This window comes from Streptomyces sp. NPDC043854 (assembly GCF_056436005.1).
In genome coordinates, this window is record NZ_JBWKDK010000009.1 from 106364 (window position 1) to 124959 (window position 18596).

The window sequence follows — 18596 nt, forward strand, 5'->3', positions numbered from 1 at the left end:
CCTGTCCCGGGGGCGGAGTGCTGTGCGTGCGCTCCCGGGGCGGGGCGGGGCGGGTCGGCCGGTGTCCGGCGGCGTGGCCGGGGATGCCCGAAGCCGCTTGCACTCTCGGGGGGCGAGTGCTAATCATTGGCGTTAGCACTCTCCCGGGGAGAGTGCTACTACACGGGACCGGGTCGGTGAGGTCCGCAGCGTCCGGCGGGAAGGAACCGCCGGGCACGCAGGCCGTCCGTCGCGGGCGCAGGCGCGGTCCGGAGCAATCCACCCTCCCCGTGCGCCTGGCGGCGCAGGGGGAACCCCAGTCCTGGAGGACCACTTCAGATGGCCAAGATCATTGCGTTCGACGAGGAGGCCCGGCGCGGTCTCGAGCGCGGCATGAACCAGCTCGCCGACGCCGTCAAGGTCACCCTTGGCCCCAAGGGTCGCAACGTCGTCCTTGAGAAGAAGTGGGGCGCCCCCACGATCACCAACGATGGTGTCTCCATCGCCAAGGAGATCGAGCTCGAGGACCCGTACGAGAAGATCGGCGCCGAGCTGGTCAAGGAAGTCGCCAAGAAGACGGACGACGTCGCGGGCGACGGTACGACCACCGCCACGGTCCTGGCCCAGGCGCTCGTCCGCGAGGGTCTGCGCAACGTGGCCGCCGGCGCCAACCCGATGGCCCTCAAGCGCGGTATCGAGAAGGCCGTCGAGGCCGTCTCCGGCGCCCTGCTGGAGCAGGCGAAGGATGTCGAGACCAAGGAGCAGATCGCTTCCACGGCCTCCATCTCCGCCGCTGACACCCAGATCGGCGAGCTGATCGCCGAGGCCATGGACAAGGTCGGCAAGGAAGGCGTCATCACCGTCGAGGAGTCCCAGACCTTCGGTCTGGAGCTGGAGCTCACCGAGGGCATGCGCTTCGACAAGGGCTACATCTCGGCGTACTTCGCCACCGACATGGAGCGTATGGAGGCGTCCCTCGACGACCCGTACATCCTGATCGTCAACTCCAAGGTCAGCAACGTGAAGGACCTCCTTCCGCTGCTGGAGAAGGTCATGCAGTCCGGCAAGCCGCTGCTGATCATCGCCGAGGACGTCGAGGGCGAGGCCCTGTCGACCCTGGTCGTCAACAAGATCCGCGGCACCTTCAAGTCCGTCGCCGTCAAGGCCCCGGGCTTCGGCGACCGCCGCAAGGCCATGCTCGGCGACATCGCCATCCTCACGGGCGGCACGGTCATCTCCGAGGAGGTCGGCCTCAAGCTGGAGAACGCCGGCCTGGACCTGCTGGGCCGCGCCCGCAAGGTCGTCATCACCAAGGACGAGACCACCATCGTCGACGGTGCCGGTGACAGCGACCAGGTTGCCGGTCGCGTGAACCAGATCCGTGCCGAGATCGAGAACTCCGACTCGGACTACGACCGCGAGAAGCTCCAGGAGCGCCTCGCGAAGCTGGCCGGCGGCGTGGCCGTCATCAAGGCCGGTGCCGCGACCGAGGTCGAGCTCAAGGAGCGCAAGCACCGCATCGAGGACGCCGTCCGCAACGCGAAGGCCGCCGTCGAGGAGGGCATCGTCGCCGGTGGTGGCGTGGCCCTGCTGCAGGCCTCCTCGGTCTTCGAGAAGCTGGAGCTGGAGGGCGACGAGGCCACCGGTGCCGCCGCCGTCAAGCTGGCCCTCGAGGCCCCGCTGAAGCAGATTTCCGTCAACGCCGGCCTCGAGGGCGGCGTCGTGGTGGAGAAGGTGCGCAACCTGACCCCGGGCCACGGCCTGAACGCCGCGACCGGCGAGTACGTCGACATGATCGCCGAGGGCATCATCGACCCGGCGAAGGTCACCCGCTCCGCCCTGCAGAACGCCGCGTCGATCGCCGCGCTGTTCCTGACCACCGAGGCCGTCATCGCCGACAAGCCGGAGAAGGCCGCCGCCGCTCCGGGCGGCATGCCGGGCGGTGACATGGACTTCTGATCGGCCCCGCGCTGATCGGCTGTTCTCGACCGAGGGCGGCACCCCTTCCCACGCGGAGGGGGTGCCGCCCTCGGGCGTTTCAGGACCCTGAGGCGAACCCGGCGGTGTCGAGCGCGAACCCGAACGGCTCCGGGACGACCAAGGGCTTGCCGAAGGACACCGTCTGCCGGGAGCGGTAGCCGTGCGGCGAGGGGTCGGAGAAGCAGGTGATCTCCGCCTCCTGCATGTCGACGACCAGGTAGACCGGGACCAGGCGGCCGTACACCTCCAGCTTCTCCTGCCAGTCCGCATCCCCGGTCGAGGCGGAGGTGAACTCCGCGACCAGCGAGAGGGCGGACCCGTCCGCACTGCGGCCCTCGGCTTCGAAAGCGGCCCCGTCGGCCGCGAAGAGGCCGGGCCCGTAGGCGCGGCCGGCCGACGGGAAGCGGAACAGAATCGGGGCGGCGTCCGCGATGTGGCCCTCCGGGGCGTGGGCCCCGACCTGCCGACGCAGCGCACGCAGGCAGAGCGCGGAACGCAGCTCGGGCCACGGCGACACGATGATCTTCCCGCGGATCAGCTCGGCCTTGAAGCCGGCCGGCGTGTCCATCTCCTCGACGGTGCGCAGGAGGTCCTCGAATGTCGGCGGCGGCAGGGTCTCTATGGGGGTCTCCCGCTCGATCATGATCGTCACCGTCGTCCTCCCGGGATCGGGGTGGTCGTGCCCCTGGGGCGTGCACATTCCAGGCTAGGGGCGGAGCAGCCCAGTGCCCGGATACGGGCGGAGCGCCACCCCTGCGGGCGGCGCTCCGGATCGTGCGGGGTGGTGGCTCAGGCGGGGAGGGTCTTCAGGAAGTGGACGTCCTCGTGGCCGCCGGGGAAGCCGGGGACGCGGGTGGTCTCCTCGTAGCCGTGGCGGGCGTAGAAGGCCGGCGCCTGGAAGGTGAACGAGGACACCATGATCGTGCGGCAGCCGCGGGCCGCGGCCTCCGCCTCCGCCGCGGCCAGGAGCTTGCCGCCCCAGCCGTCGCGGCGGCTGTCCTCCCGCACCCACAGCATCGCGATGCCCGCCCGGTCGCCCCAGCTCCAGCCGCTGAGCCCGCCGACCAGCTCGCCGTCCGCGTCGTTCACGCGGACCGTGAACTCGGCGGGGGCGATCCCTCCGGCCGCCTCCTTGTTGAAGGCATCCAGCTCCTTGCCGAGCCGTTCGTCGAGCCCGGAGTCGGGGCCGCCGGTGGTGAGGGTGTGCGTCGTGTCGGTCATGGCGCTCATTCTTCAAGATCGCCCCGGCCGGCTCGTCGGAATTTGTTTCACTGGGGGCATGAGCGATCTCTTCGTGAAGGTCTGCGGTCTGAAGACCGCGCACGACGTCGACGTGGCCGTGGCCGCCGGCGCCGATGCCGTCGGGTTCGTCTTCGCCGCGGGCAGCCCCCGTACGATCGGCGCCGCCGAGGCCCGGGAACTGGCCGCGCGGGTCCCGGCCGGGGTCCTCACGGTCGGCGTGTTCCGCGGCCAGCCGGTCGAGGAGGTCCGGCGGCTCACGGAGGAGAGCGGGGTCCGGGGCGTGCAACTGCACGGGGACGAGGGCCCGGAGTACTACGAGGCCCTGCGCGCCGAGGGCCGCACCCTGCTGCGGGCCACCGCGCGGCGGGTGGAGCGGTGCGGGGAGTACGGCGAGGACCTCCTCCTGATCGACGCCCCCGACCCCGGCTCCGGCAAGCCGTGGAACTGGGCCGCCGCGGACTTCACCGCCCCCCGCGGCCACTGGGTGCTGGCCGGCGGCCTGAACCCGGACAACGTCCGCGAGGCCGTGGAGACCACGGGCGCGTGGGGCGTGGACGTGTCCAGCGGCGTCGAGCGGGAGCGGGGGGTGAAGTCCCCGGAGCTGATCCGCGCCTTCCTGGCCGCGGCCCGGGGGTAGGGGGCCCGGCCCGTACGCGGCCCCCCGGCCACCCGTTGGGGCGATCCGGGTGGGGAAAGCGGCTGCACCGCGCGCCCGGCTGCGTACGCTCCTCGGCATATGCGTACGGCCACGCGCCGGTCCCCGTCTACCTCCTGATCGACGGCTTCGACAAGCACGGCCCGACCAGCACCCTGTTCACGGGACCTCGGAAAGGCGCGTACCGGCACGCCGACCGGGTGGCGTTCGGCGAGAAGCTGGAACTTCCCGAACCGTTCCGGCTGACGTTGGACACCGCCGGATTTCCGGTGCCGGAGCGGGGGTAGCCGCCAGAACCCGGAGTCGCCGGAGGCCCGTCCGGAGCGGCGGCTAGGCTGCGGTCGAGGGGGGATCATGGACAACAGGCCGCCGCTCGCGAAGCGGCTCCGGGACCACGCCGTGCTGGCCGCCGCCTGCGCGGCGAGTGCCGTCACCGTGCTGTACGCCGTCCTGTACGTGAAGGTGTCGAACGTCGACGCGGTCAGCGACGCGTGCAACAGCACCAGCTGTCCGCGCGGCATGCGCGCGCTGATGCTGTGCGCAGTGCTCGCGTGGCTCGTCGCGGCCGCCCTGTGGGTGGCCGCCCAGCGCGGGCGCCCCTGGCGGTCCTGGGTCGGCTGGCTGGTGGCGGTCGCCGTCGGGTTCACCGCGCTGTGGCCCGCCTGGAACGGCTTCTCGCGGCTGCGCGGCCCGCACATGGACCTCTTCGGCTATCAGGTCCCCGAGGGGTCCGGCGCCGGCAGGCCGCTCGGCTCCTGGGAGGGGCCCCGCTCCTCCGGGCTCGTGGTCCGGATCCGCGAGGACGGCCTGACCGCCTACAACGGTGAGGGCCGTCGCAGCTGGGGCCGCGCCGCGCCCGAGGGCACCAAGGTGTGCGGGATGAGTGCGGACGCCCCGTCCGGCACGGGCATCCTCGCCTACACCACGGCCGCGCCGGGCGGCGGCCCGTGCGGGATCCGGCTCGCGGCGGTGGACCTCACGGAGGGCAAGGAGCGGTGGTCGAAGGACATCTCGGCCCCGGCGGGGACGGTCACGGCGGGCGGCTCGCTCGCGGTGTCGGCGACGGCGGGGGCGGTCCTCGCCCACGACCTGCGCGAGGGCACCGAACGCTGGCGTGCCCCGCTGACCCGGCCCGGTGCCGTCGTCCAGGAGGTGGCCGCCGGGCCCGACCGGGTCCTGGCCACGGTCCGCTCGGACCAGGGCCGCGAGCTGCTCGCGCTGGATGCCCGTACCGGCGCCGTCGCCTGGCGGGCCCCGCTCCCGGCCGCGTACCCGCGCATCGTGTCGGCCGTCCCGGCCGCGGTCATCGCGGACGACCGGCTGCTGCTGTTCGACGACGCGGGTCGCCCGCGCGGGGACGCGGCGGAGGCTCCGGGGATCCCACCCACGGGCGGGCAGCGGCGGGTCGTCGGGGACGTGCTGCTCGTGGCGGTTCCGGAGCGGGAGAAGCGGGAGGTGCTGGAGGCGTACTCGCTGGTGGACGGCCGTCTGCTGTGGACACGGGCGTTCGAGCACGACACGTGGGTCCGCGCCCTGGACGTCGGCCTGGCCGGCCGGATCGGGGTGGTGACGGAGGGCGCGTACACGCACCTGTGGCACCTGGACCCGCGTACGGGGACACCGTCGGGGGAGTCGACGGTCCTCCGCGACCTCCCGATGGGCGACTCGATCGCCCTCTCCGGCAGGACGTTCGTCAACCTGGACCCTGGCGGTCGCCTGCCGCCGATCTTCGACGTGGCCCCGGCCTTCGGCTGGTGAGACGCCCTGCCGCGTCAGTTCGGTCGACCTGGACTTGGACTTGGCCGTTTACTCGATCTCGCGGCCGTGGACCATGCCGTGCAGGCTTTCCTGCTCTCGCAGTGCCGCCTCCAGCCGGGTGATGTCCTCGGCATCCTTCCTGCGGCGGGGCCGACCTGGAACCCAGACCGGCATCATCTTCTTGATCTCGATCTGGGCACGGGGGCTGATGATCCGGCATCGCTGGGCCCCTATACGGCCGACCGAAGCGTCGAGCATGCCCTCCGGCCATGTCTCCCCGGCCCACGGGCCGCCGGCGACCACGACACGACCGATCCGGTCCTTGTCCAAGAACGCGAAGCTGCTCTCCACGCCCTGCTTGCAGAAATCGAGCTGCTGATCGGCAGGCGGCCCGGACAAAGGCTCATAGCCGGCGCGCAGCAGGCCGTCAGCCAGAGCGGAGGCATCCTCCGCCCAGGCGAACCAATCGATGTCCACGTGGTCACGCGTGACCTCGCCGATGAAGAAGTCCATGGCCCAACCCCCGCGGAGCCACACCTCCACACCGAGGGCCTTCGCGATCTCCACCGTCTCGCTGATCAGCCGAAGCTGCCGAGCACTGCGCTCTGTCTCCACAGCCGAGCAGGCTATGCGGTGATCACCACCGCGGCAGCTCGATTTTCGGCTGCCAGGGCGGGCGAACGTTGCCTGATGCGGCGCTAGTTGGCGAAGTTCTTCAGGGGCTCTGTGTTCAGCGTGATACCCACCGGATCGGGGAGCTCCACGGCCGTGCCGTACGCGAAGGCCGGGTCGCAGAGATACGTGCCGTTCTCGGGCTGGCTGTAGACGGTCAGTGTGTGCCGGTCCCGGTCGATGAGGAGGAACACCGGGATCCCGGCTGCGGCGTAGCCGTCCCGCTTCTCGTGCCGGTCGCGGAGGTCTGTGTCCGCGTCGTGCGAGGTGACCTCGACCACCATCAGGACCCCCGTAGCGTCGGGCCATTCGCCTTGGCCAGCGAAGTGTGCGACGGGCGCGAGGACCCCGTCCGGGCGGGCGCGTCCGGTGCGGTACTGCTCGACGGTCAGGCCCTGCTCCGGGTGCAGGTCGAGTTCCGGCCTGCTCTGCATGCACTGGCGGAGAAGCCACATCACAATGGCTCCGTGGTCACCGTCGGGCACTGGTTTGACCTCTAGCTTTCCCGCAATGAATTCGAGTGTCACGGTTTCGGGAGCGCCGCGTTCAAGTGCTTCGAAGTCATCGAGGGTCATCTGGGGACGCTTGGTGGAGCGAGCGGACATGGGGTCGCCTCCTCGACTCCATGGTGCCCTGCGCGCCCGGTCGCGGACCATGTGAAGCGCCATCTGGGACTCCGTTCAGCTACGGCTGCGCATACGCTAGAGGCATATGCCCGTCCGTGATCGGGCACTTGCTGACGGTTAGCCCGATGGGGTGACCTGGCTCAGAGGGAGCCGACGAAGACGGCCCAGGCGGCCGGGCCGAAGGCGAGGTGCGCGTCGTCGGGGCGCTTGGAGTCGCGGACGGGGACCACGCCGGGGTGGCCGTCGGCGACCTCAACGCAACTGCCGCCACTTCCGTCGCTGTAGGTGGACTTCCGCCAGGTGGCCATCTCCAGGCAGTCGCCGCCGGTGCCGTCGCTGTAGCTGGATTTGTGCCACGTGGCTGCTGAGAGGTTGTACTCCGGTACGTTGGTCATTTTTCGTAGTCCTCCGCCGCGGTCTCGATCATGGTCAGCGATTCGTCAGGTGGCAGTGCCCTTGCCGTGAGGAGATCGTAGGTCAGCGAGTGGCGGGCGACGGTGGCTGGATCGTCCAACAGGACACCTATGGCATTGCCTTGAACGTAGGCGAGTGGCGGAGCATCCTCGAAGGTCATCAGCTTCAGCGTGCCTCCCATGGAGGAGTGTGCTCCTGCGGTGAACGGCAGCACCTGCACGAAGATACGTCGTCTGCGGATTAGGGCTGCGACATGACGCAAAGCCTCTGCCATGACCGCCTTGCCGCCGACGACCCTTCGGAGGACGGTTTCGTCAAGCACACACCAAAACATGGGTGTTGTTGGCTCCGTCAGCAGTAGGGCTCGGTCTAGTCGGTTCTGCACCAGCTGGTCGATGGTTTCCTCTGTGGCCGTCGGCTGGTAGGCGTGGAAGACCGGGCGAGCGTATGACGCAGGCTGGAGGATTCCTGGTAGCGCTAGTGGTGCGTACTCGCGGATCGTCTTGGCTTCCGCTTCCGCCTCGGCTGCTTCGGCGAAGTGATTTGGGTACTTCGACTTGGCTGTCGCCCCGCAGTTGCGGACGAAGAAGTCGCCCGTCTTGAGGATCTCGTCGAACTGGCGGGCGAGTTCGATCGGGATGCGGCGGATGCCGGCCTCCATCTGGCCGATGTACGAGCCGCTCACGAACAGCGGTCCCGCGAGGTCGGCCTGGCTGAGGGCCGCCCGTTTGCGGGCCACGCGGAGTTCTGAGCCGAGCATGGCCCGGGGTGAAGACGACGGATCCAGGTTCTTTCCTGCCATGGCAACTCCCACCGCAACAGGCGCGGTTGTAGACGGGTCGTCTCTTGAAAGGCTAGCCAGCGCGTCGCCACTCTGTGTGGGGAATCCGATTACCCAGAGTAGAAAGGTGACATGTCATGGTGCTCTCTCCCCAGGAGCGGATGCGGGCGGCCGAGGAGGCCGTCGGGCAGTTGAGAGAGGCGCTCGATGGGGTGGGAGTGGTGTTCCCCTCGCTCGGCGTGGACATCGTGTCGGCGGCGGGGACGTACGGGCTGCCGTTGGTCGAGCTCGGGCGCTGCAACCTCGACACCGCGCTCCGGCTGGCGGCCGTCCTCCACGAGAAGGCGCATCCCGCGTGAGCGGCGGGGACGCCGAGCGGCGGCGGGTCGAGGCCGTGTTGCAGGGGCTCTTCGAGGGGTCCCGGTCGTGGGAGTCCGAGCTCGCGTGGAAGTTGGGACGGCTGGAGCAGGAACTGGTCGGCCCCGGATGGAGGAGATACGGCATGGGGCTCCAGGTACGGGTGGAGCGGGACGAGGCCGGTGGGCTGTGGACGGCCGTCGGGGACGACGGGTCGCGCCGGGTGCGGCAGACGGCCGCGACGGCGGACGAGGCCACGGCGCTGGTCCACGAGGTGTTCGGGCTGACGGGCTGGCGTCCGCAGCCGCCTCCGCCGCCCGGATGGCACCGGTTCACGCTCGTTCACGCGCCGGTCGACGGCTGGCCGGAATTCGATGACCCGGGGTACGCGCCGATCAAGGCGGATCCACCGACCGGATGCACGGTCGAGGAGGTCGACGGCCGCTTCGCGCTGCGCTGCGAGCGGCCCGGGGAGCGGCTGCTGGACGCGGTGGCGGGGCTGTGCGGGGAGGTGCGGGCCCGGTACGGGTTGTTCCTGGCCGACCTCGGTGTCGAGAAGGTCGGGGAGTGGTCCGCGGACGGGCCCGACGGGTGGGGAGCGGAGATCGTGGGCCAGCTGCTGCTGATGGCCGCCGAGCGCGGTCCCAAGCTGGGCTACGGGCCGGGTGACCTCGTCCGGTTCCTGGAGGCTGCTGCTGCCGGCGAGCGGTGAGGGGAGGGCCGCCGGTCGGCCGACCGGCCGTCAGGCGGCGTCGCGGAAGTGGGCCAGCAGGGCGTCCGCCTCGGCGGTGTTGCCCGAGATGGTGTCGAAGGCCAGCTCTTCCGGGACGGCCCGGCCCCAGAGCCAGCCGTGGTGGCAGCTGAAGCAGAAGACCAGTTCGAACAGGGGCTCGTGGGCGGCGCCGTACGCCCGCAGGCCCCAGCCCGGCGCGAAGCACAGGCGGGGATCGCCCGGCGACATGGACGAGATCAACTCGAGGGAGTCGGCGGCCTGTCGGCCGGTCCAGCGGGTGACGACGGGGCCGCGCATGGGATCGCCGTAACGCTCGGGACGGGTGGTGAGGCGTACGACTTCGACGACGGCGGTGGCGGCGACGGCTTCGGCGGGGAGCTGCATGTCGGCAGTTTCTCCGCCGGATCCATGGTTACGCCATAGCCGACTGCGTGGCCGGAGGGGCCGTGGCCGGAATTGCACCCGGGTCCGCGTTCACGTCCGTCAACATCCGGTGTGTTGAGTGCGGTCTCAGCAGCGGACGAGCGTGCCGCTCTTCAGGGTGGACTTCTCGCTGAACAGCCAGCCTTCGGTGGCCGTGCCATCGATACGGGCGTAGATCCACTTGTTGCCGTGGGCATTGGTGACGTAGCAGTGGTAGTAGACCTTCACGCCGGATTTGACCGCGGTCACATAGGAGCACTCCGCGTACGGCCCGGTGTAGAGGTGGGTGTCCTGGGCCGTCTGACCGTAGCCGTTGCTGCGGTTCGAGTGGGCCCAGCCGGTGCACCCCGTCGACACCGGGACGGGCTCCTTCACCGTGGAACCGGGCGTGGCCTTCGGCGAGGCGGACGCGTCCGCGGCCGGCTTGCCGCCGCTGTTGCCGGGCGTCGGCGTGGGACCTGTCTTCCGGTCCTCGTCCTTCTTCGAGGGGGTGCTGGACGCCAGGTCCCTCGGGGAGGTCGTGCCGCCGGTGTTGGCACCGCCGGCGGGGGTGCTCGCCGCGGGACGGGCCGCGTTCGACCCGCCGCCCGCGTCGCCCCGCATGTTCATGACGGCGTAGGCGACTCCGCCGCAGGTGAGGACGGTGGCGGCCGCCACCGCGACGACGGTGCGGGTGCGGCGGCGCTGCGCGCGGACGATCGTGGTACTGGTCTCGGAGCGGCCGCTGTGACCGGTGGGTATGCCCGGCTGCGCCATGCCCGGCTGCGCCATGCCCGGCTGCGGAAGGGCGCCGTACGCGTCGGTCGGTGTGTAGGAGGCGACGGGCTGGACGGCGGGCTGGGAGAACGGGGCTGCGGGACCGAAGGCCGGCGGAGTGACGGGCTGGGGGGCCGGTGCCGGCGCGAGGTCCGCCGTCCCGCCCCCGGCGACCGCCTCCAGCATCTCGCGCGCCTTCCCGGCGTCGGGCCGCTGCAGCGGGTCCTTGGCCATCAGCGCCTTCAGCACCGGGGTGAGTGGTCCGGCGCGCCGCGGCTCCGGCAGCGGTTCGCCGACGATCGCCGCCAGCGTGGACCACACCGACGTACGGCGGAAGGGCGAAGCGCCCTCCACGGCCGCGTACAGCGTCATGCCGAGCGCCCAGATGTCCGACGCGGCACCCGGTTCCTGCCCCTGTGCGCGCTCCGGCGGCAGATAGTCGAGGGAGCCGACGATCTGACCGCTCTGGGTCAGCTTGGCCAGGGCCTCGTCGCCGGAGGTCTCCATGCTGGCGATGCCGAAGTCGGTGAGCACGACCCGGCCGCCGCGCTCAAGCAGTACGTTGCCGGGCTTGACGTCCCGGTGGAGGACCCCGGCCCGATGTGCCGCGTCGAGCGCGTCCATCAGCTTGGCGCCGATCGCGGCCGCCTCGCGCGGGTCCAGCGGGCCGCGCTCCGTCAGCACGTCGTCGAGGGAGGGCCCGTCGACCAGCTCCATGACGATGACCGGCAGCCCCTGCTCCTCGACCACGTCGTGCACGGTGACCACACCGCTGTGCCGGATGCGGGCGGCGGCCTGCGCCTCCCGCTGCATCCGCACCCGCAGATCGGCCAGTTCGGCAGGGGAGGCGTCGGTGTAGGCCCGCAGGACCTTGACGGCGACCTCGCGGTTCAGCAGCTGGTCCACCGCCCGGGCGACCACACCCATGCCACCGCGTCCGATCGTCGCGGTCACTCGGTATCGCCCGCCCAGAACCTCGCCGACCAGCTCCGCGCCGTTCGCCCCCGTCACCTGTCACGCTCCGTTCGTCGCACCGCTCGTAATCCGCCACGTGGCGGGACCAGCGTAGGCGTACACGTGCGGGCGGGTTCGCAAGGCCCGGCCCTCGGAGCGCAGGTGAACCCAACAGCCGTGACGATCCAGACATCTGACCTGAGATCAGGAGACTCGTGCGTTCCCCGCGACCCGTGCGGGGCCCCACCGGGCAGCTCAGCGCGTGAGCACCGGGGAGTCAGTGGCGTCCGGCCCGGCCTCCTCCTTGTTGTTCCCGGTGTCCTTCGCCGTCATCTCCGCATCCTCGTCCTCGTCCCCCTGATTGAGTGACGTGCGGAGAAGCCGGGTGAAGCCGAAGAAGTACGTGGCCAGGAATCCGACCAGGTAGCCGACCGCCAGGCCGCCCGCGTAGATGGCGACGGTGAGGCCCATGCCGGAACGGCCGTCGAGCAGCGGGAACAGGGCCCACCCGGAGGGCCCGATGGCGGTGGAGCCGAAGACGACACCCAGCTGGTTGAACAGGCCGATGAACGCGCCTCCGGCCGCTCCGCCGACGCAGGCGGTGACGAAGGGACGGCCCAGCGGCAGCGAGACCCCGTAGATCAGCGGCTCGCCGACCCCGAGGAAGCCGGCCGGGAGCGCGGACTTGATCGTCGTACGCAGGCTCCGGTTGCGCGGGAGGCGGCAGTAGACGGCGACGGCCGCGCCGACCTGGCCCGCGCCGGCCATGGCGAGGATGGGGAGGAGGACGGTGTAGCCGGTCTGCTCGATGAGGGTGGTGTGGATGGGGATGAGGGCCTGGTGCAGGCCCAGCATCACCAACGGGAGGAACAGGCCGCCCAGGACGAGGCCGGCGAAGGAGCCGCCGGTGCGCAGGAGCCAGGTGGCGAAGCTGCCGATGGCGGCGGAGACCTCCCCGGCGACGAACATCAGGCCGAACAGGGCGACCAGGCCGGCGACGAGGACGGTCAGGGTCGGTGTGACCAGGTTGTCGAGGGCTTCCGGGACCCAGGCGCGGCACCACTTCTCCACCCGGACGGCGAGGAGGGCGGCGGCCAGCGCGCCCAGGACGCCGCCCTGGCCGGGGGAGAGGTGGTGGCCGAAGGCGTCGATCTTCGCGACGCCGGGGAAGACGATGATCGCGGCGACGGCGCCGCCCAGGACCGGCGTGCCGCCGAACTCCTTGGCCGTGTTGTGGCCGACGAACACGGCGATCAGGGACATGAAGCCGGAGGCGATCGCGGCGAGGGCCGGGACGGCGCCGGGCAGCCAGCCGGTGTTGGTGAGCAGGCCGTTCAGGCCGGCGATGATGCCGCAGCCGATGAGCGCCGGGATCAGCGGGACGAAGATGTTCGCGATGCGGCGCAGGGCCAGTTTGACGGGGGTACCGTTCCTGGCCTTCTGGGCCTGCTTGAGGGCGGCGCCCCGGTCGGCGAGCTCCTCGGCGGTCACGGGGGTCCCCGGAGTGCCGGGGGTGACGGCGCCGTCCGTCGTCGGCGGGGCGGCGGTCGCAGGCGCAGACCGGCCGGCGTGCGCCACGAGTGCCTCGAACTCGGGGGTGGTGCGGGCGACGGTCCCCGGCCCCAGCACGATCTGGTACGTGTCGTCCTCGACGACGCCGAGGACGGCGGGCAGCGCCTTCAGGGCGTCGTCGTCGACGAGGGAGCGGTCGCGCAGGCCGATGCGCAGGCGGGTCATGCAGTGCGCGATCGAGGTGATGTTGTCCGGGCCGCCGACCAGGGGGAGGATCGCGGCGGCTGTGGCGCGGTTCTTGTCTTCGGGCATGGAGCGGTCGCCTTGCGTCGTCGGGGCGGGAGGTACGGGCGGGACGGACGGTGCGGGCGGTCGGCGGTCGGCGGGCGGTGCGGTCGGCAGGCGGTGCGGTCGGCGGGCGGGTGTGGTCAGCGGGCGGTGGCGGCGGCCTCGGCGAGCGCCGCGCGGAGGTGTCCGCGGGCGGCGGACAGCAGCGCGGCGGCGGCCGGGCCGTCGACGCCGCCGAGGATGACGAGGATGGCGGCCTTCACCTCGCCGCCGGTGGCGGTGAGCGCGGCTTCGATCTCCTCCTCGCCGGCTCCGGTGGCCAGGGCCACGATGCGGCGGGAGCGGGCGCGCAGTTTCTCGTTGGAGGCGCGCAGGTCGACCATGAGGTTTCCGTACGTCTTCCCGAGCCGGACCATCGTGATGGTCGAGATGAGGTTCAGGACGAGCTTCTGGGCGGTGCCGGCCTTCAGGCGGGTCGAGCCGGTCAGCAGCTCCGGCCCGACGACGACCTCGATGCCGTGCTCGGCGGCCGCGGCGAGTGCCGAGTCGGCGTTGCAGGACAGGCCGACGGTGAGGGCGCCGCGGGTGCGGGCGAACTCGACGGCGCCGACCGCGTACGGGGTGCGGCCGGAGGCGGAGATGCCGACGACGGTGTCGTCCCTGGTCAGCTCCAGGGCGGTGAGGTCGGCGGCGGCGAGCTCGGCGGAGTCCTCGGCGCCCTCGACGGACCGGAGCACGGCGGAGGGGCCGCCCGCGATCAGGCCGACGACCTGGCCGGGGGCGGTGTTGAAGGTGGGCGGGCACTCGCTGGCGTCCAGGACGCCGATCCGGCCGGCGGTTCCGGCACCGGCGTAGACCAGCCGGCCGCCGCGGGCCATGCGCGCGGCGACGGCGTCGATCACGGCGGCGATGCGGGGCAGCTGGGCGGCGACGGCGGCCGGGACGGCGGCGTCCTCGGCGTTCATGATGCGGGCGATCTCGAGGGTGGTCCGGCGGTCGATCTCGGCGAGTTCGGGACGGAAGGCCTCGGTGGTCAGCCCGTCGAGCTGGGCGCGCAGCGCGGTGCCGGTGTGGCCGGCGGCGGAGTCGGTGACGGGGGCGGTGGCGTCGGTGGAGTCGGTGGCGGCGTCGGCGGTCACGGGCCGGTCTCCTGACGGGTGAGTGCGGGCGGGACGGGCGTGCGGTGGCGCGGGGCGATCGCCGCCCCGTACGAGACGGCGATGGCGGGGGCCGGGGCCGCGGCAGGGGCCGGGGCGAGGGCGGTGGCGAGGGCGGTGGCGGTCGCGGCGTTCCGGTACGTCCGTTGCGCGCCGCCGACGGGCGGGCGGTCGGCGACGGGGAACTGCCCGGTGCGGCCGGACACGGCGGCAGGGCTGAAGGTTTCCCTCGCGGCCTCGCTCATGCTCGAAATGTATTTTCGGGTCCGGAACAGGGTCAATACGCCATAAGGCTCCTGAACCGGTGCAAACCAAACAACCCAGAACAAAAGAGGGTCTTCGCGATGGGGCCGGTCCGGGTTCACAATGGGCGCATGGACCACGCAACACCCCTGGAACAGGCGTTGCACGCCGCCCGTGCCCTCGTCCTCGCCGATCTCGTCGCGGGCCAGGTCGCCGAGGCTGATGTCGTCTCCCTCGTCGAGGACTCGGTCACGCACCGCCGGTGGTGGGTGGAGCAGTGGCCCGAGGGGGTCGACTACCTGGCCGGGCTCGTCGCCCAGGACGTGCAGGACGCGCTGCTGGAGAAGTACGGCCGCTGGCCGCTGTGCCCGGTCTGCTCACACGGCGACCCGCACGCGCTGGACGTGGAGCCGGAGTTGGGGCCCGACCCGTACTGGGTGTGCGCCAAGGCGGGCGTGAAGGTCGCCGCGGTGGGCGGCCTCGGGCCGGTCCTCGGCCCGGGCAGCCTCGGCGGCGGCCTGTGAGCCGCCGGTGACGCTCTACATCGACCCGCCGACCTGGCCGGGCCACGGCCGCATGTGGTCGCATCTGATCAGCGACGTCTCGTACGAGGAACTGCACGCCTTCGCGGCGTCGATCGGCTGCCCGCCGAAGGCCTTCGACGGCGATCACTACGACCTGCCCGAGTCCCGGTACGCGGACGCGGTCCGGGCGGGTGCGGTGGAGGTCGGCAGCAAGGAGATCGTCCGCCTCCTCGCGAAGGCCGGCCTGCGCCGCCCGAAGGGCCGCCCGGCGTAGCACTCCGGCACCCCCGGCACCCCGGCGCACCCCCCGGCATCGCAGCGGGCTGCCGTGCCTCCCGCCGGGCCGGGTGACGGCACGTCACGTGCCGGGCGGCGGACGGGCGGGTCCGCGGCAAGGCCGGGGCGCGGTCCGTTCAGGCATCCCCGGGGGCCCGGCTATCCCGCGACCGTACGGCTCGGCGCCGGCCGGGCGGCTGCCGACGAGGCGACCACGCGGGTTGCGCGCGGCGGCGTACCGCGGTCCAGGCGAAGGGCGATCAGGCCGAGGGCGATCGCGGTGACCGTCATGGCGGCGCCCGCCCAGGCGGTGGCGGCGTAGCCGTGGCCGGCGTCGATGACGGTGCCGCCGAGCCACGGGCCGCCCGTGTTGCCGAGGTTGAACGCGGCGGTGGTGGTCGCCCCGGCCAGGGTCGGGGCGGCGCCGGCGACGTTGAACATGCGGGCGTTGAGCGCGGGGGCGGTGAAGAAGGTCGAGAACCCGATCAGGAAGGACAGGGCGACGGCCGCCGCGGCCACCGACGCCAGCAGCGCCAGCCCGACGAGGAACGCGGTCGAGGCGGTGATGCCCCAGAGCATCACCCCGAAGAGGCGCGCGTCGGCGTACCGGCCGCCGGCCGTGGTTCCGGCCAGTGCGCCCAGCCCGAACAGGACGAGCACCCACGGCACCCGGCCGGAGTCCAGTCCGGCGACGTCGGTGAGCAGCGGCGCCAGGTAGCTGAAGGTGCAGAAGACGCCGCCCGCGGCCAGGGCGGTGATGCCGATGGACAGCCACACCTGCCGGTCGCGGTAGATGCGCAGCTCCCGCCGGAGGGTGGGCCGCTCGCCGGGCAGCGGGATCCTCGGGACGAGGGCCAGGATGCCGGCCAGGGCGACCGCGGAGGCCGCGCCGACCGCCCAGAACGCGGAGCGCCAGCCGAGGTGCTCGCCGAGGAACGCGCCCAGCGGGACGCCGAGGACGTTGGCGATGGACAGCCCGCCGATCATGACGGCCATGGCGCGGGCCCGCTGGTTCCGCCGGACCATGGCGATGGCGACGGCCGCGCCGACCGCCCAGAAGCCGGCGCAGGCGAGGGCGGAGACGACGCGGGAGGCGAAGAGCAGTTCGTACGAGGGCGCGAGCGCGCCTGCGACCTGCCCGAGCCCGAAGAGGCTGATGAGCGAGATGAGGGTGGTGCGGCGGGGGAGCCGCAGGGTGGCCACGGCCAGCAGCGGCGCGCCGACGACCATGCCGATCGCGAAGGCGGAGATGAGCAGGCCGGCCTGCGGGATGCTCACGCCCATGTCGGCGGCGATGGGCGGCAGGAGTCCCGAGAGCATGAACTCGCTGGTGCCGAGGGCGAAGACGGACAGGCCGAGGACGTACACGGCGACGGGCATGCGGGTGCGGGCGGGGGGTTCGGCGGCGGTCTCGGGGGTTTTGGCGGCTTCGGGCATGTCCTTCACGAACCGGCCCGAAGTGGATCTCATTCCCGGGGCTGCGGCGGCCGGGGCCTGCTCCCGCGGCTCAGTCCCCGGAGGCCGGGTCCGTCAGGTCGGCGAGTTCCGCGGCCAGGTTGCGGCGGGCCCGGGCCTCCCAATGGGCGGTGCCGTGCGGGGTGCGGAAGAGCCGGGGCAGGTCCAGCAACTGGCGCAGGACGGCGGCCCGGCCGGCGCGGAAGGCGTCCTCGGGGACGAAGCCGTACTCCTCGCGGACGGCGGCGACGTAGGCCGCGTACGCGTCGGGGTCGCCGGCGAGGACGGCCAGGTCGGCGTCGCAGAGCACCTCGCCGTTGGTGTCGCCGGGGGCGGGATCGTGGGTGACGGTGAGCCGGACGAGGCGGGCCGTCTCGGCGGTGCGGTGCTCGGGTACGCCGAGTTCGCGCAGGGCGCGCTCGGCGAGGGCGGCGCTGCGCTCCTCGTTCTCGGAGCGGTCGGGGCGGTAGACGGCGTCGTGGAACCAGGCGGCGAGCTCGACGGCGGCGGGGTCGGCGGCGTGCGGGGCGAGGACGTCGATCCGTTCGAGTACGTCGGCCAGGTGCGCGGTGGTGTGGTAGCGGCGCTGCGGCTCCGCCCAGGCGGCGAGGAGGCGGTCGGCGTAGGGGGCGGGGTCCCGGTCGGCGGGGGCGCCGGCCGAGGCGGCGGTCGCGTGCCAGCGGTCGCGCAGGCGCGCGGTGGCGGCGGCCCCCGTGCTGCTGTGAGCGCCCGTGTCCGTGCTCCTGCCCATGTTCGCGCCCGTGTCCGTGTCCGCGCCCGTGCCCGTGTCGATGTCCATGCGGACATTGTGGGGTGGCGTGAAGGTGCTGGTGAAGGGTGGGAACGGCCCGTACTCTGGATATTGGACTAGACCTATTTTTCCCATCAGCAGCTTTCCCGAGGAGTGGGCCCAATGAGCAACCGTGCAGTCCTGGAGGTGATCGCCCTCGGCGTGGAGGACGCGATCGCGGCCCAGGCCGGTGGGGCGGACCGACTGGAACTGGTCAGCGACATGGCCGCCGACGGACTCACCCCGTCGCGCGAGACCTTCGCGGCGATCAGGGCGGCGGTCGGCATCCCCCTGCGCGTGATGCTCCGGGCGGCGGACGGCTTCTCGGCCGGCTCGGCGGAGGACGTGGACCGGCTGGCCGCGCAGGCGCGGGCGCTGCGGGCCGAGGGGGCCGAGGAGTTCGTCCTCGGGTTCCTGACCCCGGACGGCAGCCCGGACCTGGCCGCCGTCGAGGCGGTCACGGCGGAGCTGGCCGGCTGCCGGTGGACCTTCCACCGGGCGATCGACCGGGCCGCCGACCGCGACCAGCTGCGCAAGGCGCTCGCGGACCTGCCCGGGCTGGACACCTACCTGACGGCCGGGTCGGCCGCGGGCGTCGCGGAGGGCCTGCCGGTGCTGCTGGCCGAGGCGGCGCGGCGGGACGAGCCGGGGTACGCGGCGCGGCTGCTGGTCGGCGGCGGGCTGACGCTGGATCACCTGCCGGTGCTGCGCGAGGCCGGGATCGACGGCTTCCACATCGGCGGCGCGGCCCGGCCCGGCGGGTGGGCCCACCCGGTCTCGGCAGCCGCCGTCGAAGAGTGGCGCGCCGCCTTGTCCTGACCGGCCGCACCGGCCGCACCGGCCGCACCGGCTGCGTCGGCGAAGCCAGGTCCGGCGCATCCCGGCTGTATCTCCGAAGCCAGGTCCGGCGCATCCCGGCCCCACCTTCCAAGCCGAGGTCCGGCAAAATCCAGCCTCGCCGGCGTTTGAGGCGCGGGTCCGGGCAGAGCCCGGTGCCCGGCGGAGCCGGGTTCCCCGGGGC

General features: G+C 72.4%; 21 protein-coding genes. 8 read left to right on the plus strand and 13 right to left on the minus strand.

The window, feature by feature from the left end; translation table 11 throughout:
* Window positions 1-318 precede the first annotated feature (318 nt).
* A complete protein-coding gene (groL, locus tag AC068A_RS11565; RefSeq protein ID WP_179175858.1) occupies window positions 319-1938 on the plus strand; it encodes a chaperonin GroEL in 1620 nt (539 codons plus the stop codon).
* Window positions 1939-2017: 79 nt separating this feature from the next.
* Here groL and AC068A_RS11570 read toward each other — a convergent pair whose 3' ends face one another.
* Both AC068A_RS11570 and AC068A_RS11575 read right to left on the minus strand, forming a co-directional pair.
* A complete protein-coding gene (locus AC068A_RS11570; RefSeq protein ID WP_478583943.1) occupies window positions 2018-2602 on the minus strand; it encodes a Uma2 family endonuclease in 585 nt (194 codons plus the stop codon).
* Window positions 2603-2748: 146 nt separating this feature from the next.
* Entirely contained in the window at window positions 2749-3180 is a 432-nt protein-coding gene (locus tag AC068A_RS11575) for a GNAT family N-acetyltransferase (RefSeq protein WP_478583793.1), read from the minus strand.
* A 58-nt stretch (window positions 3181-3238) separates the two neighbouring features.
* Here AC068A_RS11575 and AC068A_RS11580 point away from each other — a divergent pair, with 58 nt between their 5' ends.
* Window positions 3239-3838, plus strand: coding sequence for a phosphoribosylanthranilate isomerase (locus AC068A_RS11580; protein ID WP_478583795.1), 600 nt, complete (start codon window positions 3239-3241; stop codon window positions 3836-3838).
* A gap of 372 nt (window positions 3839-4210) precedes the next feature.
* Window positions 4211-5614 carry an outer membrane protein assembly factor BamB family protein gene (locus AC068A_RS11585; protein ID WP_478583796.1) on the plus strand — a complete coding sequence of 468 codons (1404 nt, stop codon included), beginning with the start codon at window positions 4211-4213 and terminating at the stop codon, window positions 5612-5614.
* Window positions 5615-5662: 48 nt separating this feature from the next.
* Here the strand turns inward: AC068A_RS11585 and AC068A_RS11590 are convergent, their stop codons facing one another.
* The 4 genes from AC068A_RS11590 to AC068A_RS11605 form a co-directional block, all read right to left on the minus strand.
* A complete protein-coding gene (locus AC068A_RS11590) occupies window positions 5663-6229 on the minus strand; it encodes a nucleotidyltransferase domain-containing protein (protein ID WP_478583797.1) in 567 nt (188 codons plus the stop codon).
* A gap of 83 nt (window positions 6230-6312) precedes the next feature.
* Window positions 6313-6891, minus strand: a complete 579-nt coding sequence (locus AC068A_RS11595) for a Uma2 family endonuclease (RefSeq protein WP_478583799.1) — start codon at window positions 6889-6891, stop codon at window positions 6313-6315.
* Between the two features lie 161 nt (window positions 6892-7052).
* Window positions 7053-7307, minus strand: coding sequence for a DUF397 domain-containing protein (locus AC068A_RS11600; protein WP_478583801.1), 255 nt, complete (start codon window positions 7305-7307; stop codon window positions 7053-7055).
* Window positions 7304-8128 (minus strand): helix-turn-helix domain-containing protein, encoded by an 825-nt coding sequence (locus AC068A_RS11605; protein WP_478583803.1) that lies wholly within the window; start codon window positions 8126-8128, stop codon window positions 7304-7306. Before AC068A_RS11605 ends, AC068A_RS11600 begins: the two co-directional genes overlap by 4 nt.
* A 116-nt stretch (window positions 8129-8244) precedes the next feature.
* Here AC068A_RS11605 and AC068A_RS11610 point away from each other — a divergent pair, with 116 nt between their 5' ends.
* The gene (locus tag AC068A_RS11610; RefSeq protein ID WP_478583804.1) at window positions 8245-8466 is read left to right on the plus strand and encodes a hypothetical protein; all 222 of its coding nucleotides are present in this window, start codon (window positions 8245-8247) and stop codon (window positions 8464-8466) included.
* Entirely contained in the window at window positions 8463-9176 is a 714-nt protein-coding gene (locus AC068A_RS11615) for a hypothetical protein (protein ID WP_478583806.1), read from the plus strand. The genes AC068A_RS11610 and AC068A_RS11615 overlap by 4 nt, the downstream gene beginning before the upstream one ends.
* A 30-nt stretch (window positions 9177-9206) precedes the next feature.
* On the opposite strand, the gene AC068A_RS11620 is transcribed toward AC068A_RS11615, so the two are convergent.
* The 5 genes from AC068A_RS11620 to AC068A_RS11640 form a co-directional block, all read right to left on the minus strand.
* Window positions 9207-9581 carry a hypothetical protein gene (locus tag AC068A_RS11620; RefSeq protein WP_478583808.1) on the minus strand — a complete coding sequence of 125 codons (375 nt, stop codon included), beginning with the start codon at window positions 9579-9581 and terminating at the stop codon, window positions 9207-9209.
* Between the two features lie 126 nt (window positions 9582-9707).
* The gene (locus AC068A_RS11625; protein WP_478583945.1) at window positions 9708-11303 is read right to left on the minus strand and encodes a serine/threonine-protein kinase; all 1596 of its coding nucleotides are present in this window, start codon (window positions 11301-11303) and stop codon (window positions 9708-9710) included.
* Window positions 11304-11585: 282 nt separating this feature from the next.
* Entirely contained in the window at window positions 11586-13154 is a 1569-nt protein-coding gene (locus tag AC068A_RS11630) for a PTS transporter subunit EIIC (RefSeq protein ID WP_478583809.1), read from the minus strand.
* A 116-nt stretch (window positions 13155-13270) separates the two neighbouring features.
* Window positions 13271-14269, minus strand: a complete 999-nt coding sequence (gene murQ, locus AC068A_RS11635) for an N-acetylmuramic acid 6-phosphate etherase (RefSeq protein WP_478583811.1) — start codon at window positions 14267-14269, stop codon at window positions 13271-13273.
* Window positions 14266-14532, minus strand: coding sequence for a hypothetical protein (locus AC068A_RS11640; RefSeq protein ID WP_478583813.1), 267 nt, complete (start codon window positions 14530-14532; stop codon window positions 14266-14268). The genes murQ and AC068A_RS11640 overlap by 4 nt, the downstream gene beginning before the upstream one ends.
* A gap of 129 nt (window positions 14533-14661) precedes the next feature.
* Here AC068A_RS11640 and AC068A_RS11645 point away from each other — a divergent pair, with 129 nt between their 5' ends.
* Window positions 14662-15054, plus strand: coding sequence for a hypothetical protein (locus AC068A_RS11645; protein WP_478583815.1), 393 nt, complete (start codon window positions 14662-14664; stop codon window positions 15052-15054).
* Window positions 15055-15061: 7 nt separating this feature from the next.
* Window positions 15062-15328: a DUF4031 domain-containing protein gene (locus tag AC068A_RS11650; RefSeq protein ID WP_478583817.1), complete on the plus strand. Its 267-nt coding sequence runs from the start codon at window positions 15062-15064 to the stop codon at window positions 15326-15328.
* A gap of 161 nt (window positions 15329-15489) precedes the next feature.
* On the opposite strand, the gene AC068A_RS11655 is transcribed toward AC068A_RS11650, so the two are convergent.
* Window positions 15490-16710, minus strand: coding sequence for a Cmx/CmrA family chloramphenicol efflux MFS transporter (locus AC068A_RS11655; RefSeq protein WP_478583947.1), 1221 nt, complete (start codon window positions 16708-16710; stop codon window positions 15490-15492).
* A gap of 127 nt (window positions 16711-16837) precedes the next feature.
* The gene (locus tag AC068A_RS11660) at window positions 16838-17536 is read right to left on the minus strand and encodes an HD domain-containing protein (protein ID WP_478583948.1); all 699 of its coding nucleotides are present in this window, start codon (window positions 17534-17536) and stop codon (window positions 16838-16840) included.
* Between the two features lie 162 nt (window positions 17537-17698).
* Here AC068A_RS11660 and AC068A_RS11665 point away from each other — a divergent pair, with 162 nt between their 5' ends.
* Complete coding sequence (locus AC068A_RS11665; RefSeq protein ID WP_478583819.1) at window positions 17699-18394, plus strand: copper homeostasis protein CutC; 696 nt, start codon at window positions 17699-17701, stop codon at window positions 18392-18394.
* Window positions 18395-18596: the final 202 nt, after the last annotated feature.